Source organism: Streptomyces sp. NPDC006326 (assembly GCF_040612915.1).
Classification (GTDB): domain Bacteria; phylum Actinomycetota; class Actinomycetes; order Streptomycetales; family Streptomycetaceae; genus Streptomyces.
Window position 1 is genome coordinate 63,197 of record NZ_JBEXRC010000018.1, and the last position, 12,986, is coordinate 76,182.

A 12,986-nucleotide genomic window follows, 5' to 3' on the forward strand; every position below is an offset into this window, starting at 1 on the left:
CCCATGAACTTTATGTGCGCCTGACGGGAATGTTCCTCAGGCGCTTTTATTGTTTTTCCCGGAATCTCCCGGATGGGGCCCTTGCCATCTATTCAGGAGATTCACATGGCACTTGGCACCGTGAAGTGGTTCAACTCGGAAAAGGGCTTCGGCTTCATCGAGCAGGACGGCGGCGGCCCGGACGTCTTCGCCCACTACTCGAACATCGCCACCTCCGGCTTCCGTGAGCTGCAGGAGGGCCAGCGCGTGTCCTTCGACGTCACGCAGGGCCAGAAGGGCCCCCAGGCGGAGAACATCCTCCCCGCCAACTAAGGCCGGTCAGCACGCCGGGGTCCGCACCGCGAGGTGCGGACCCCGGCTTGTCTGCTGTTTCCGACGGTTTCCCGTCACCCCCGCACCACCCGTTGTATTGGCTGTACCCGTCGTACCTGCCGGTTTCAGGAGGACTTTCTCGCATGACCAGCTCCAGCTCCGCACGCCCCACCCGCCGCCCCACCCGGAACCGAGGCGCGGCCCAGGGACGTCCGAAGGCTGGCGCGGGACGGCAGAAGTCCGCGCCCGTCGCCCGGCCCCAGGAATTCACCATGCCCGAACCGCTGGCCCCGGCACTGCCGCCGGTCGCCGCGTTCGAGGACATGGACATGCCCGAGGCGCTGCTGAAGACCCTCGCCGCCCAGGGCGTCACCGAGCCGTTCCCCATCCAGGCCGCGACCCTGCCGAACTCCCTCGTCGGCCGCGACCTGCTCGGCCGCGGCCGCACCGGCTCCGGCAAGACGCTGGCCTTCGGCCTGGCCCTGCTGGCCCGGACCGCGGGCCGCCGCGCCCAGCCGAAGGCGCCGCTCGCGCTGGTCCTCGTACCGACCCGCGAGCTCGCGCAGCAGGTCACCGACGCGCTGGCCCCGTACGCCACCGCCGTCAACCTGCGCATCGCGACCGTCGTCGGCGGCATGTCGATCAACCGGCAGGCCGGCGCGCTGCGCCGCGGCGCCGAGGTGCTCGTCGCCACCCCCGGCCGCCTCAAGGACCTCATCGACCGCGGGGACGCGGTCCTCGACCAGGTCTCCATCACGGTCCTCGACGAGGCCGACCAGATGACCGACATGGGCTTCATGCCGCAGGTCACCGCCCTGCTCAAGCAGGTCGAGCCGGACGGGCAGCGGATGCTGTTCTCGGCGACCCTCGACAAGAACATCGACAAGCTCGTCAAGATGTTCCTGACCGACCCGGTCGGCCACTCCGTGGACCCGTCCGCCGGCGCGGTCACCACCATGGAGCACCACGTCCTGTACGTCATGGACGAGACCGACAAGAAGGCCGTCGCCACGCGTATAGCCGCCCGCGACGGCCGGGTGATCATGTTCGTGGACACCAAGCGCGGTGTCGACCGCATGGTCAAGAAGCTCCTGGCGGACGGCGTACGGGCCTCCGGCCTGCACGGCGGCCGCTCGCAGCCGCAGCGCAACCGGACGCTGGACTGGTTCAAGACGGGCGAGGTCACCGCGCTGGTCGCCACCAACGTGGCCGCGCGCGGCATCCACATCGACGACCTGGACCTCGTCGTCAACGTGGACCCGCCCACCGACCACAAGGACTACCTGCACCGCGGCGGCCGCACCGCCCGCGCCGGCGAGTCCGGCAGCGTGGTCACCCTCGTCCTGCCCGACCAGAAGCGGGACATGACCCGGCTGATGTCGGACGCCGGGATCTCCCCGCGCACCGCCCAGATCAAGTCCTCCGACGAGGAACTGGCCCGGCTGACCGGCGCCAAGGAGCCGTCCGGCATCCCGGTGGTGCTGGAGGTGCCGCAGCCCGCGCAGCCCAAGGCGCGTTCCGGCTCGGGCCGCCGTCCGGGCGGACCGCGTACGGGCTCCCCCGCGGCCGCGGCTTCCGGCGGCGGTGGCCGCGGCCGCCGCTCCGGTGGCGGCAGCACCGGGCAGGCTCCCGCGGCCGGGTCGGGTCAGGCCCGTCGCGGCCAGGCCGCCGGTCAGGGCGGCGGCTCCGGCGAGCGCGGCCGACGCACCGGAGGCGCACCCTCCGGCGGTGCGGCGGCGGCTTCGGCGCGCAGCCGCGTCGGTGGCGCCGGCCAGGGGCGCCGCCGGTCCGCCTGATCCACCCGGACGTACCCGGCTACGCCGGGCGGCCGCGCACCGCGCGCGGCCGCCCGGCGTAGCCGTTCCTATGACCGGACCAGCCTGGCCTGCAGCTTCGCGAGGGTGCGCAGGTCCAGGCCGAGGCCGTCCGTCAGGTAGCCGTAGAAACCGCCGTAGTCGGCCTCCATCCGAGCGGTCGCCGCGTCCAGGTAGTCCTGGCGGACCTCCTGGAGCGGGATGAGCAGGTCCGGGTTCTGCATCCGCCCGGACTGCTTCAGACCCGCCCGCACCTGCGCGTCGTAGGCGGCGCGGAAGGTGTTCGACGCCAGGTAGTCGCGCTCGGCCGCGTCCTGCGGCACGGCCAGGGCCCGCAGCAGCACGTAGGCCAGCCAGCCGGTGCGGTCCTTGCCCGACGTGCAGTGGAACAGCAGCGGGCCCTGCGTGCCGTCCGCGAGCTCCCGCAGCGTCGCCGCGAACTGCGCCCGGTTCTCGGGGCTGGTCACGAAGGTGCGGTAGATGTCGCGCATGTAGGCCTCGGCACGCCCGCCGCCGAGCATCCGCTCCTGGGTGACGGGGTCGCCGCTGGAGATCGCCCCGACGAGCGTCCCGTACAGGCCGAGGTCGCTGACCGGGCGGGAGGTGGGGGTGAGCCCCGCGGGCAGCCGGTCGGCGCCGTCGTACTGGAGCTCCATGGGGATGCGGAAGTCGACGACCTTGGTGAGGCCGAGAGCGGAGACGGTGGTGAGGTCGGCCGCCGTCAGCTTGCTGAGGGCGTCGGAGCGGTAGACCAGCCCGCGGCGCACTTCACCGCCCGTCCAGGTGCGGTACCCGCCCAGGTCGCGCAGGTTGACCGCGCCTTGCAGGGGAATCTGGCGAATCGTTTCCGCAGCGACCTGCTGCGGGTGCTGCTGCGGGTGCTGGTGCTGGTGCCGGGCACCGGCCGCCGCCGGCGCGGCGTACGCGGCGGCGGGCAGGGTCCCGAGGGTCAGGGCGCAGGCGAGCACCGCGGTCGCCAGGCGGATTCGGGCACGGCTCATCTGTGGCAACTCCCGTGGAGGAGAAGGGGGATCACCCTGCCGGTGGCAGGGCGGCGAACGACTGCAGGTGGTCCAGCGCGCTGTGCGCTTCGGCCATGACGCGGGCGACGAGTTCCGCACAGGACGGCAGGTCCTCGATCACACCCGCGACCTGGCCCGATGCCATGACACCGAGGTCCGTACGGCCCTCGACCATGGACGCCTTCAGGAGCATGGGGGTATTGGCGGCCAGCAGGACCTGGCTCCAGGACAGGTCCTTGCCGCCCTTCATCGCGAGGCCGTCGCGGACCATCTGCCGCCAGGACAGACCCGACAGCCTCCGGAAGCCGGCCGCGTGCCGCACCGCCCGCAGCAGGGCCCCGGCCCGGCCCGCCCGCTCCAGGGAGTCGACGAGCTCGCTGCGCAGCATCCGGTGCGGCAGCCCGTCGACGGCCGTCGTCACGGTGACGTCCTTGACGCCGGCGGCCAGGTAGCGGGCCTTGACGGCGTCCGGGACGGTCGAGTCGGAGGTCAGCAGGAAACGGGTGCCCATGGCGATGCCCGAAGCCCCGTACGCCAGCGCGGCCACCAGCCCGCGCCCGTCCCGGAAGCCACCGGCCGCGACCACCGGGATGTCCACGGCGTCCACGACCTGCGGCAGCAGCACCGTCGTGGCCACGTCCCCGGTGTGCCCGCCGCCCTCGCCGCCCTGCACGATCACCGCGTCGGCACCCCAGGCCGCGACCTTCTCGGCGTGCCGGCGCGCCCCGATCGACGGGATCACGACCACGCCCGCGTCCTTCAGGCGGGCGATCAGCTCCCTGGACGGCGCGAGCGCGAAGGAAGCGACCCGTACTCCCTCGTCGACGATCAGCTGCGCGCGCTCGGCCGCGTCCCCGGCGTCCGCGCGCAGGTTGACCCCGAAGGGCGCCTGCGTACGGGACTTGACCTCGCGCACCGCCGCCCGCAACTGGTCCAGGGTCATCGTCGCCGATGCCAGGATGCCCAGGGCCCCGGCGTTCGCGGTGGCCGAGACCAGCCGCGGCCCCGCCACCCAGCCCATGCCCGTCTGCACGAGCGGATGGGCGACCCCGACCAGCCGGGTGAATGCCGTCTCCACCGCCTCAGACCCGCACTTCCCGCTCGCGCAGCCCCCGGGGGTCGACGACCTCCCGGATCAGCCGCAGCTCCTCGCCGGTCGGCTCCCGCGTGTACGGGACCTCGTCGGCGACGGCCAGGTCGAACCCGGTGGCCGAGCGGACCTCCTCGACGGTGACGCCCGGATGGAGCGAGGCCAGGCGCATCGAGCGGTCGGGCGTGGCGAAGTCGAAGACCCCGAGATCGCTGACCACCCGGGGCAGCCGGTGGAAGCGGGTCACCCCGGCCGCCTCCGCCCGGTCGTGGCCCACCCCGCTGACCATGTCGACCCGCTCGACGAACACCCGCGGCGAATGCCGGGGGACCCAGTAACTCACCGGGTTGTTCAGCGTGTTGACCGGCGCCCCGCGCACCCCGAGCAGCTGGCGGGCCGGCCGCTCCCAGTCGCCGATGCAGGAGATGTTCTGGTTGCCGAACCGGTCGATCTGGCTCGCACCCATCATCACGTGCCGCCGCCCGCCCGTGACCATGGTGAGGTGGCGGCGGTACGGGAGCCACCCCTCGACCGTGCCGTCGAGGGAGACCAGCATGGCCTCGCCGTCGGTGAGCAGGAGGTCGGGGGAGAAGGTCCGCTTCGCCAGCCGCGCACCGAAGGACGGGACCAGCCCCATGGGGCTGGCGAGGACCTCGCCGTTGTCGCGCCAGGCCTCGGCGCAGGCGATCACACAGTATTCGGCGCGCGTCGGGGGAGGGGTCACCGCTGCTGCTCCTCGTGCCAGGCCCGGACGGCCGACTGGTAGGCGTGCTCGTCCGGCCCGGCGAGGAAGCGGGCGGCGAACTCGGGCCAGGGGGTGGACGCGTACAGCTTCTGGAAGGCCTCGTCCCGGTCGTGGTCGGGGACGCAGGAGGTGAAGTGCGCGCCGTTCGGGGCCTCCACCACGCCGGTGACGCTGTGCCGGCTGACCAGCAGGGACTGCGGCGGCCCGGCCTTGGTGAGGTCGGCGCTCTCCACGAGCTGCTCGCAGGAGACGTAGGCGGCGTCGGCGGCCTCGCAGAACAGGTCGTCGAAGTAGGGGTCCGGGCCCAGGTACTGGGCGTTGCCGAGGCGGTCGGCGCGGTTGAGGTGGACCAGGGCCGCATCCATGCGCAGGGCGGGGACGGCGACGAGCTCCTCGCGGTCGCCGTAGGGGGAGGTGACGGTCCGCAGCTCGGGGTTGACGCGCATGACGTCGGAGCCGAGGCCGGCGCGGACCGGGAGGAACGGCAGCCGGTTGGCGGCCGCGTGCAGGCCCCACATGAACATGGCCTCGTCCAGCTCGGTGAGGGCGAAGGCCCCGCGCTCGCGGGCGGCCCGGAAATGCGGCTCCAGCGGGATGGAGTCCAGGGTGGCGAAGGGGGCGATCAGCCTCCGGATCCGCCCCGCGGCGGCGAGCAGACCCACGTCGGGGCCGCCGTACGAGACCACGGTGAGATCGCCGATCTCGGACCGGAGCAGCGCTCTGACCAGGGCCATCGGCTTGCGCCGCGCCCCCCAGCCGCCGATGCCCAGCGTCATCCCGCTGCGCAGCTGCCCGACCACGTCCTCGGGCGTCATCGTCTTGTCGCTCACGCGTCCCGCTCCTTCCCGAAGGTGTCGCGGACCCGGTCGGCCGCCCCGCTCAGATTGGCCTCGAAGGTGAAGCCCTGCTCGAAGCGGTAGCTGCGCCGTACGTCGACCGGGTCGATGCCGTTGATGGCCGCCTTCGCCAGCCGGATCAGGTAGCCGTCCTTGCGGGCGATCTCGGAGGCCAGTTCGAGGACCGCCGGCCGCAGCTCCTCGCGCGCCACCACCCTCCACACCGAGCCGTGGGCGTGCAGTTCGGCCGCCGTGGCGGTACGCGAGGTGTAGTAGAGGGCCCGCATCAGGTGCTGGGGGACGAGCCGCGCCAGGTGGGTGGCGGCGCCCAGCGCCCCGCGGTCCAGCTCGGGCAGCCCGAAGACGGCGTCCTCGGAGGCGACGACGGCGTCGGCGTTGCCGACGAGCCCGATGCCGCCGCCCAGGCAGAACCCCTGTACGGCCGCGACGACCGGCACCTCGCACTCGTACACCGCCGCGAACGCCTCGGCGCAGCCCCCGTTGGCGCCGATGAGCGCGGCATGGCCGGGATCGCGCTGCATCTCCTTGATGTCGACGCCGGCGTTGAAGCCGCGGCCCTCGGCGGCGAGGACGACGCACCGGGTCTGCGGATCGCGTCCGGCCGCGCGCAGGGCGTCGGCGAGCTCGTACCAGCCCTGGACGGGCAGCGCGTTGACGGGTGGGAAGTCGACCGTGACGAGGGCGATGCCCTTGCCGGGGCTTGAGGTGGAGACACCCATGAGCGGATCAGCTACCTTTCCACCAAACATTTGTTAGGTGAGGAAGGTAGCAGCCCATGGAGCTCGACGGGAGGGTTGTCGTCATCACCGGCGGAACCCGCGGAGTCGGCGCCGGCATTGCCCGGTCGTTCCTCGCGGCAGGCGCCCGGGTCGTCGTCTGCGCCCGCAGGCCGCCGGACGAACCGGTCGCGGAGGGCGGCCGCGAAGCCGCCTACCTCCCGCTGGACCTGCGCGACCCGGCCGCCGTACACGCGTTCTTCGCCCTGGTCGCACACCGGTACGGGCGCCTGGACTGCCTGGTCAACAACGCGGGCGGCGCCCCGTACCGGCTGCTCGGAGAAGGAGGGGCCCAGCGGCACCAGCGGGTCGTCGAACTGAACCTCATCGCCCCGATGACCGCCTCCCTGGCGGCCTACGGGCTGCTGCGCACGACGCGCGGCTCCGTCGTGATGATCGGCAGCGTCAGCGGCACCCGGCCCTCGCCCGGGACCGCCGCCTACGGGGCGGCGAAGGCGGGCCTGGAACACCTCGCCCGGTCCATGGCCGTGGAATGGGCACCCGAGGTCCGGGTGAACTCGCTGGTCCTCGGCATGGTGCGGACCGAGCTGGCGCACCTGCACTACGGCGACGACGCGGGGATCGCGGCGGTGGGCGCGACCGTGCCGCTGGGACGGCTGGCGGAGCCGGCGGACGTCGGGGCCGCGGCGGTCTTCCTCGCCTCGGACCGGGCGGGATATGTAAGCGGGGCCAGCCTGCTGGTGCACGGGGGCGGGGAACGCCCGGCGTTCCTGGAAGCGGCAACTGTCAACAAGGAGGCTTGAGATGGGGATGGCCGAAGGCCGGGTCGTGATCGTGACGGGTGCCGGAAGGGGGCTGGGGCGGGCGCACGCCCTGGCCTTCGCCGCCGAAGGGGCGCGGGTCGTCGTCAACGACCTCGGCGTGGGCCTGGACGGACTGCCCGGCCCCGACAGCCCGGCGGGGCAGGTCGTCGCGGAGATCACCGCGCTGGGCGGGGAGGCGGTGGCGCACGGCGAGGACATAGCGAGCAGCGAGGGCGCGTCCTCGCTGGTCGAGTGCGCCCTCACCACGTTCGGGCGGCTGGACACGCTCGTCAACAACGCGGGCTTCCTGCGGGACCGGATGCTCGTCAACCTGGAGGAGGCCGACTGGGACGCGGTCATGCGGGTCCACCTGAAGGGGCACTTCCTGCCGCTCAAATTCGCTGCGGCGCACTGGCGGGCACAGGCGAAGGCGGGCCGCCCGGTGGCGGCGCGCGTGGTGAACACCTCCTCGGGGGCCGGCCTGCTGGGCTCGGTCGGGCAGGGCAACTACAGCGCGGCCAAGGCCGGCATCCTCGGCATGACCCTGGTCGCGGCCGCCGAGCTCGGCCGGTACGGGATCCAGGTCAACGCCATCGCCCCGGCGGCCCGGACCCGGATGACCGAACAGGCCTTCGCCGAGACCATGGCCGCGCCGGGGAAGGGCGGCTTCGACGCGATGGCCCCGGAGAACGTCTCCCCGCTGGTGGTCTGGCTCGGCTCCGAGGCCTCGGCCGGCGTCACGGGCCGGGTCTTCGAGGCCGAGGGGGGCCGCATCACCGTGATGGAGGGCTGGCACCCCGGACCCACCGCCGACCGCGGAGCCCGCTGGACCCCCGCCGAGGCGGGCGAGGCGGCGACGAAACTCCTCGCCCGGGCCCAGCCCCCGGAGCCGGTGTACGGGGCCTGAGGCCGCCGGAGCCCGCGGGGCCGGGCCCGCGGGGCCGACCTCGCGGGGCCGGGCCCGTCTCCGAGGTGGCCACCGGGGGGGGCCGGGGTCAGTCCTGCGCCAGGCGGCTCGCCGCCCGCAGCTGGCGGGCGTTGGAACCCCGGAGGAAGCGGATCACCGTCTCCAGTTCCTCCGTCGTGAACTCCTCGCACAGCTCGGCGACCTCGTGCGCCCAGTCCTCGAACACCGGCTGGATCGCCGACAGCCGCTCCGGCAGCGCCTCCACCAGGACCCGCCGTTTGTCCGTGGGGTGTTTGACCCGGCGGACGAAGCCCTTGCGTTCCAGCCGGTCCACCAGACCCGTCACCGAGGCCGGAGCCAGTCCCGAGTGCGCGGACAGCTCCTTCGCCGTCAGCGGGCCGCGCCGCTGCAGCAGGTCCAGCGTTTTGGTCTCGGTGGCGCTCAGGCCCTGCTTGGCCGCCGCCGCCTCGTGGAAGACCACGGTGGCCGCGCTCATCTCCCGGCCCGTGCGGTTGAGTTCGGCCAGTACCGCCTGCCTGCGGGGGTCGCTCTCGTCGCTCATGCAGCCACCGTACCAAGTATTTAGTTCGTGCGAACGAAAGACTTGTGATCACGCCTGCACCCGTGCGAGTCTTTCGTTCGTCCGAACGAAATACTTTGGCCGGGAGGCCCTCATGAGCCCGTATCCACGCCGCTGGGCCGCCGCCGTCGTCATGACGGCCGCGGCCCTGATGGACCTGCTCGACGTCACCATCGTCAACGTCGCCATCCCCTCCATCGGCCGCGACCTGCACGCCTCGCACAGCGCCCTGCAGTGGCTCGTCTCCGCCTACCTCCTCGGCTTCGCCGCCACCCTGATCGTCTCCGGGCACCTCGGCGACCGCTACGGCCGCAAGGCCCTCTTCCTCGCCGGGACCGCAGGCTTCGGGCTCGCGAGCCTGGGCTGCGGCATCGCCCAGTCGCCCGGCCAGCTGATCACCGCCCGCGCCGTCCAGGGCGTGACGGCCGCCCTGCTGATGCCCCAGGTGCTCGGCTCCTTCCGCACCCTCTTCCAGGGCAGGGAACGCGGCGCCGTCTTCGGGATGTACGGGGCCGTGGCCGGCTTCGCCTCCGCCGTCGGACTGCTGCTCGGCGGCCTGCTCACCGACGCCGACCTCTTCGGCTGGGGCTGGCGGTCGGTCTTCCTCGTGAACGTGCCGGTCGCGGCGGCCGCTTGCGTGGCCGGCGCCCTCCTCGTCCCCGCCACCCGCGAACGCGGAGCCGGCCGCCCCGACGTCGCCGGCAGCATCGCACTGGCCGGAGGCCTGGTCGCGGTCGTGCTGCCGCTCGTGCAGGGCGAGGCCAACGGCTGGCCGCTGTGGGGCTGGCTCTGCCTGGGCGCGGGCGTCCTCACCGTCGCCGGACTCGGCCTCATCGAAGCCCGCCGCCGGGGCGGCACCGTGCCGCTGCTGCCCTCCCGGGCCTTCGCCCTGCCCGCGTTCTCCGTCGGACTCGCCGTCCAACTGCTCTTCTCCGTCGGCATGCAGGGCTTCTTCCTGATCTTCGCGATGTGGCTCCAGGGCGGGCAGGGCTACACCCCGATGCAGGCCGGGGTCCTCACCATCGCCTTCTCGGCGGGAGGCTTCCTGACCGCACCCGTCGCCGACTCCCTCGCCGTACGCTTCGGCCGCACGGTGCTCGCCGCCGGGGCGCTGCTGATGGCGGGCGGCTTCGCCGGAATCTGGTACGCCGCCTCGCAGGCCACCGCCGGGCACGCCGGGGCCTGGCCGCTCGTGCCCGGACTGGCCGTCGCCGGCGCCGGACTCGGCTTCCTGGTCGTGCCGCTGGTCAACGTCGTCCTCTCCGCGGTCCCGGCCGACATCGCGGGCGGCGCCTCCGGAATCTTCTCCACCGCCCAGCAGTTCGGCGGCGCCCTGGGCGCGGCCGTCATCGGCAGCGTCTTCTTCGGCGCCCTGCCCGACGGCGGACCCACCCACGCGCTGACCACCGCGATGCCCTGGGTGAGCGCCGGATTCCTGCTGAGCGCCGTGCTCTGCCTGGCGCTGCCGCGGACGGCGGTGACCGCCGAACCGGCCGCGGACACCGAGCCGGTGGCGGCGTAGGCAGGCACCGCCCGCCGCGGGCGCGGGCGGCCGGAAAAGGAACGGGCCCGGCCCCCTGGCGAGGGGTCGGGACCGGATCCTTCACTCGTGCGATGGGGTATCACTACCCACTCCGCTCCCTCGCCGAACCTCCGCGGCACGCCTGCGTATCGCAGTCGAGAACGCAGCGGCACAGACCGCACCGGGCACCGGCCGGTCACCGGCAGCCGCTGCCCGTACACCGGGCACGGAAACCTCACCCGCAGACCCGTGCCGTGCTGCTCGAAGCGGTACGCAGCCTGGGGGCTGGTGAACCAGGCGGAGAGGTCCTCGCCGCACAGAAGGGCCCGCTCGGCGAGGCCGCGCAGGTACAGGTCCTCGTCCGCAGTGAAGGCGGCGTCGGCGGGGCCGAAGCTCGTGCCGTGGGCGCGGATCCCGTCGGGGGACCGGCGGCGGGACAGGGCGTCGGACGGTCGCCCCGCTCCCGGGCCGCAGATTGTCCGAAAACACGTTCTTGTCGCCCGACATGCTCCGGGTGTGACATGTACTCGTCATCCATCCCCTTCGTCGGATGGCACGCACGGCCCAACCCCCCACGAAAGGCAGTGTGTTGACCGTGTCCACTCTTGCCAGGCTCATCAAGCGAACCCTCGCCGCCGGGGCGGTCGCCCTCGCCGCCATCAGCCTCCAGCCCGGCGCCGCGAACGCCTCCCCGACCCCCGTCGTCGGCGGCACCCGCGCCGCACAGGGAGAGTTCCCCTTCATGGTGCGCCTGTCCATGGGCTGCGGCGGAGCCCTCTACACCCAGCAGATCGTCCTCACCGCCGCCCACTGCGTGAACGGCTCCGGCAACACCAGCTCCATCACCGCCACCGCCGGAGTCGTCGACCTCCAGAGCTCCAGCGCCATCAAGGTCAAGTCCACCAAGGTGCTCCAGGCCCCCGGCTACAACGGCCAGGGCAAGGACTGGGCGCTGATCAAGCTCGCCAAGCCCATCAACCTGCCCACCCTCAAGATCGCCGACACGAAGGAGTACGACAACGGCACCTTCACCGTCGCCGGCTGGGGAGCCGCCCGCGAAGGCGGCGGCCAGCAGCGCTACCTGCTGAAGGCCACCGTCCCCTTCGTCTCCGACGCCGCCTGCCAGAGCGCCTACGGCAGCGAGCTCGTCCCGAGCGAGGAGATCTGCGCCGGCTACGACCGCGGCGGCGTCGACACCTGCCAGGGCGACTCCGGCGGCCCCATGTTCCGCCGCGATAACGCAGGCGCCTGGATCCAGGTCGGCATCGTCAGCTGGGGCCAGGGCTGCGCCCGCGCCGGCTACCCCGGCGTCTACACGGAGGTCTCGACCTTCGCCGGCGCCATCAAGGCAGCGGCCGCCGGCCTCTGACCCCACGGGGCCGCGACCCCAGTCCCGGCCCCGCCCCCAGCCCCCGTTCGGCGGCACGCGGCTACGGGCGCCCGAGACCGCACCTCGGGTTCCCACCGGGGCGCCCCACGACCCCCGAACCCCCGGCTACGGTCCCCCACCTGGCACCACCGGCCATCAGCCTCCCGGCTGCGGACGCGCACCCGGGCGGCACCGGCCCCAAAGGACTGCCGGCCACGGACCCGCACCCGGGCACCAACCGGCCGCCGAGACCCCCTCTTCCCGCAGGTCCCCACCCCCACCCGCCCCCACCCCGTTGCCGGGGCCGGTCCGGGCAGACCGAAGCCTCGGCAGGGCGTCTCAGCAGTCGAGGAGAATACGGAGCCACCGCGCACGGCACGTATTCTCGTGGACCATGAACACCACCGAACCCGACGACAACGTCACCGCCGAGCTGGCCCGCCTGCGGGACAGCATCGACAACATCGACGCCGCCGTGGTCCACATGCTCGCCGAGCGCTTCAAGTGCACCCAGCAGGTCGGCCACCTCAAGGCCCGGCACCAGCTCCCCCCGGCCGACCCGGCCCGCGAGGCCAGCCAGATCGCCCGGCTCCGCCAGCTCGCCGAGAACGCCAAGCTCGACCCCGCCTTCGCCGAGAAGCTCCTCAACTTCATCATCGCCGAGGTCATCCGCCACCACGAGACGATCGCGGCGGCCGAGGAATAGCCAAACCCAGCGCCGGCGAACCACACGCCGGCCAGCACCCCGGGGCAGGCCGGCACCACACGGCGGCCCGAACCCAGCCGGCCGGAACCCCGAGCCCAGCGCGGGCCGAAACCACAGTGCGGACCACGGCCGCGACCTCGCCACCGGCCGGAACCCCCGCGGCGGCTACGCGCCCAAGGCAGGCCGGCACCACACGGCGGGCCGGAACCGAGCCGGCCGGAACCCCAGCGCCGGCCACGAGCCCAGCGCGGGCCGGACCCACAGCGCAGATCACGGCCGCGACTTCGGCACCGGCCGGACCCCCGCGGCGGCTGCGCGCCCAAGGCAGGCCGGCACCACACACGGCGGGCCGGAACCCAGCCGGCCGGAACCCCAGCGCCGGCCGCGAGCCCAGCGCGGGCCGGACCCACAGTGCGGACCACGGCCGCGACTTCGGCACCGGCCGGAACCCCCGCGGCGGCTACGCGCCCAAGGCAGGCCGGCACCACACGGCGGGCCGGAACCCAGCCGGCCGGAACCCCA

Annotated in this window: 13 protein-coding genes; 7 read left to right on the forward strand and 6 right to left on the reverse strand. The window is 73.4% G+C overall.

Features of this window, described 5'->3' with window-relative positions:
• Nucleotides 1-105 precede the first annotated feature (105 nt).
• Together ABZ128_RS16455 and ABZ128_RS16460 are read left to right on the forward strand one after the other, a co-directional pair.
• The gene (locus ABZ128_RS16455) at nucleotides 106-312 is read left to right on the forward strand and encodes a cold-shock protein (protein WP_328925160.1); all 207 of its coding nucleotides are present in this window, start codon (nucleotides 106-108) and stop codon (nucleotides 310-312) included.
• Between the two features lie 143 nt (nucleotides 313-455).
• Entirely contained in the window at nucleotides 456-2,108 is a 1,653-nt protein-coding gene (locus tag ABZ128_RS16460) for a DEAD/DEAH box helicase (protein WP_356848968.1), read from the forward strand.
• Between the two features lie 68 nt (nucleotides 2,109-2,176).
• Here the strand turns inward: ABZ128_RS16460 and ABZ128_RS16465 are convergent, their stop codons facing one another.
• Genes ABZ128_RS16465 through ABZ128_RS16485 form a run of 5 tightly spaced genes read right to left on the reverse strand, consistent with a single transcriptional unit; the run spans nucleotide 2,177 to nucleotide 6,559 of the window.
• Nucleotides 2,177-3,127: a tyrosine-protein phosphatase gene (locus ABZ128_RS16465; RefSeq protein WP_356848969.1), complete on the reverse strand. Its 951-nt coding sequence runs from the start codon at nucleotides 3,125-3,127 to the stop codon at nucleotides 2,177-2,179.
• Between the two features lie 31 nt (nucleotides 3,128-3,158).
• Nucleotides 3,159-4,226 carry a nitronate monooxygenase gene (locus tag ABZ128_RS16470; RefSeq protein ID WP_356848971.1) on the reverse strand — a complete coding sequence of 356 codons (1,068 nt, stop codon included), beginning with the start codon at nucleotides 4,224-4,226 and terminating at the stop codon, nucleotides 3,159-3,161.
• 4 nt (nucleotides 4,227-4,230) lie between these two features.
• Nucleotides 4,231-4,962: a CoA-transferase gene (locus tag ABZ128_RS16475; RefSeq protein ID WP_356848973.1), complete on the reverse strand. Its 732-nt coding sequence runs from the start codon at nucleotides 4,960-4,962 to the stop codon at nucleotides 4,231-4,233.
• Complete coding sequence (locus tag ABZ128_RS16480) at nucleotides 4,959-5,813, reverse strand: CoA-transferase (protein WP_356848975.1); 855 nt, start codon at nucleotides 5,811-5,813, stop codon at nucleotides 4,959-4,961. The genes ABZ128_RS16475 and ABZ128_RS16480 overlap by 4 nt, the downstream gene beginning before the upstream one ends.
• Complete coding sequence (locus ABZ128_RS16485) at nucleotides 5,810-6,559, reverse strand: enoyl-CoA hydratase family protein (RefSeq protein ID WP_356848977.1); 750 nt, start codon at nucleotides 6,557-6,559, stop codon at nucleotides 5,810-5,812. The genes ABZ128_RS16480 and ABZ128_RS16485 overlap by 4 nt, the downstream gene beginning before the upstream one ends.
• Before the next feature lie 56 nt (nucleotides 6,560-6,615).
• On the opposite strand from ABZ128_RS16485, the gene ABZ128_RS16490 reads away from it, so the two are divergent.
• Both ABZ128_RS16490 and ABZ128_RS16495 read left to right on the forward strand, forming a co-directional pair.
• Nucleotides 6,616-7,380: an SDR family oxidoreductase gene (locus ABZ128_RS16490; protein ID WP_356848979.1), complete on the forward strand. Its 765-nt coding sequence runs from the start codon at nucleotides 6,616-6,618 to the stop codon at nucleotides 7,378-7,380.
• A gap of 1 nt (nucleotide 7,381) precedes the next feature.
• Nucleotides 7,382-8,287 carry an SDR family oxidoreductase gene (locus ABZ128_RS16495; RefSeq protein WP_356848981.1) on the forward strand — a complete coding sequence of 302 codons (906 nt, stop codon included), beginning with the start codon at nucleotides 7,382-7,384 and terminating at the stop codon, nucleotides 8,285-8,287.
• Between the two features lie 88 nt (nucleotides 8,288-8,375).
• Here the strand turns inward: ABZ128_RS16495 and ABZ128_RS16500 are convergent, their stop codons facing one another.
• Complete coding sequence (locus tag ABZ128_RS16500; RefSeq protein ID WP_356848982.1) at nucleotides 8,376-8,849, reverse strand: MarR family transcriptional regulator; 474 nt, start codon at nucleotides 8,847-8,849, stop codon at nucleotides 8,376-8,378.
• A 112-nt stretch (nucleotides 8,850-8,961) separates the two neighbouring features.
• Here ABZ128_RS16500 and ABZ128_RS16505 point away from each other — a divergent pair, with 112 nt between their 5' ends.
• The 3 genes from ABZ128_RS16505 to ABZ128_RS16515 all read left to right on the forward strand — a co-directional run bounded on the left by ABZ128_RS16505 (nucleotide 8,962) and on the right by ABZ128_RS16515 (nucleotide 12,464).
• Nucleotides 8,962-10,389: an MFS transporter gene (locus ABZ128_RS16505; protein WP_356848984.1), complete on the forward strand. Its 1,428-nt coding sequence runs from the start codon at nucleotides 8,962-8,964 to the stop codon at nucleotides 10,387-10,389.
• 550 nt (nucleotides 10,390-10,939) lie between these two features.
• Nucleotides 10,940-11,758 (forward strand): serine protease, encoded by an 819-nt coding sequence (locus ABZ128_RS16510; protein ID WP_356848985.1) that lies wholly within the window; start codon nucleotides 10,940-10,942, stop codon nucleotides 11,756-11,758.
• A 394-nt stretch (nucleotides 11,759-12,152) separates the two neighbouring features.
• On the forward strand, nucleotides 12,153-12,464 hold the full coding sequence (locus tag ABZ128_RS16515; RefSeq protein WP_356848987.1) for a chorismate mutase: 312 nt from the start codon (nucleotides 12,153-12,155) through the stop codon (nucleotides 12,462-12,464).
• The last annotated feature ends 522 nt before the right edge of the window (nucleotides 12,465-12,986 follow it).

Coding starts and splice junctions, on each gene's coding strand:
- ABZ128_RS16505 (WP_356848984.1), top strand. CDS start 8,962: ATGAGCCCGTATCCACGCCGCTGGGCCGCCGCCGTCGTCATGACGGCC.
- ABZ128_RS16515 (WP_356848987.1), top strand. CDS start 12,153: ATGAACACCACCGAACCCGACGACAACGTCACCGCCGAGCTGGCCCGC.
- ABZ128_RS16465 (WP_356848969.1), bottom strand. CDS start 3,127: ATGAGCCGTGCCCGAATCCGCCTGGCGACCGCGGTGCTCGCCTGCGCC.
- ABZ128_RS16460 (WP_356848968.1), top strand. CDS start 456: ATGACCAGCTCCAGCTCCGCACGCCCCACCCGCCGCCCCACCCGGAAC.
- ABZ128_RS16500 (WP_356848982.1), bottom strand. CDS start 8,849: ATGAGCGACGAGAGCGACCCCCGCAGGCAGGCGGTACTGGCCGAACTC.
- ABZ128_RS16485 (WP_356848977.1), bottom strand. CDS start 6,559: ATGGGTGTCTCCACCTCAAGCCCCGGCAAGGGCATCGCCCTCGTCACG.
- ABZ128_RS16495 (WP_356848981.1), top strand. CDS start 7,382: ATGGGGATGGCCGAAGGCCGGGTCGTGATCGTGACGGGTGCCGGAAGG.
- ABZ128_RS16510 (WP_356848985.1), top strand. CDS start 10,940: ATGGCACGCACGGCCCAACCCCCCACGAAAGGCAGTGTGTTGACCGTG.
- ABZ128_RS16455 (WP_328925160.1), top strand. CDS start 106: ATGGCACTTGGCACCGTGAAGTGGTTCAACTCGGAAAAGGGCTTCGGC.
- ABZ128_RS16490 (WP_356848979.1), top strand. CDS start 6,616: ATGGAGCTCGACGGGAGGGTTGTCGTCATCACCGGCGGAACCCGCGGA.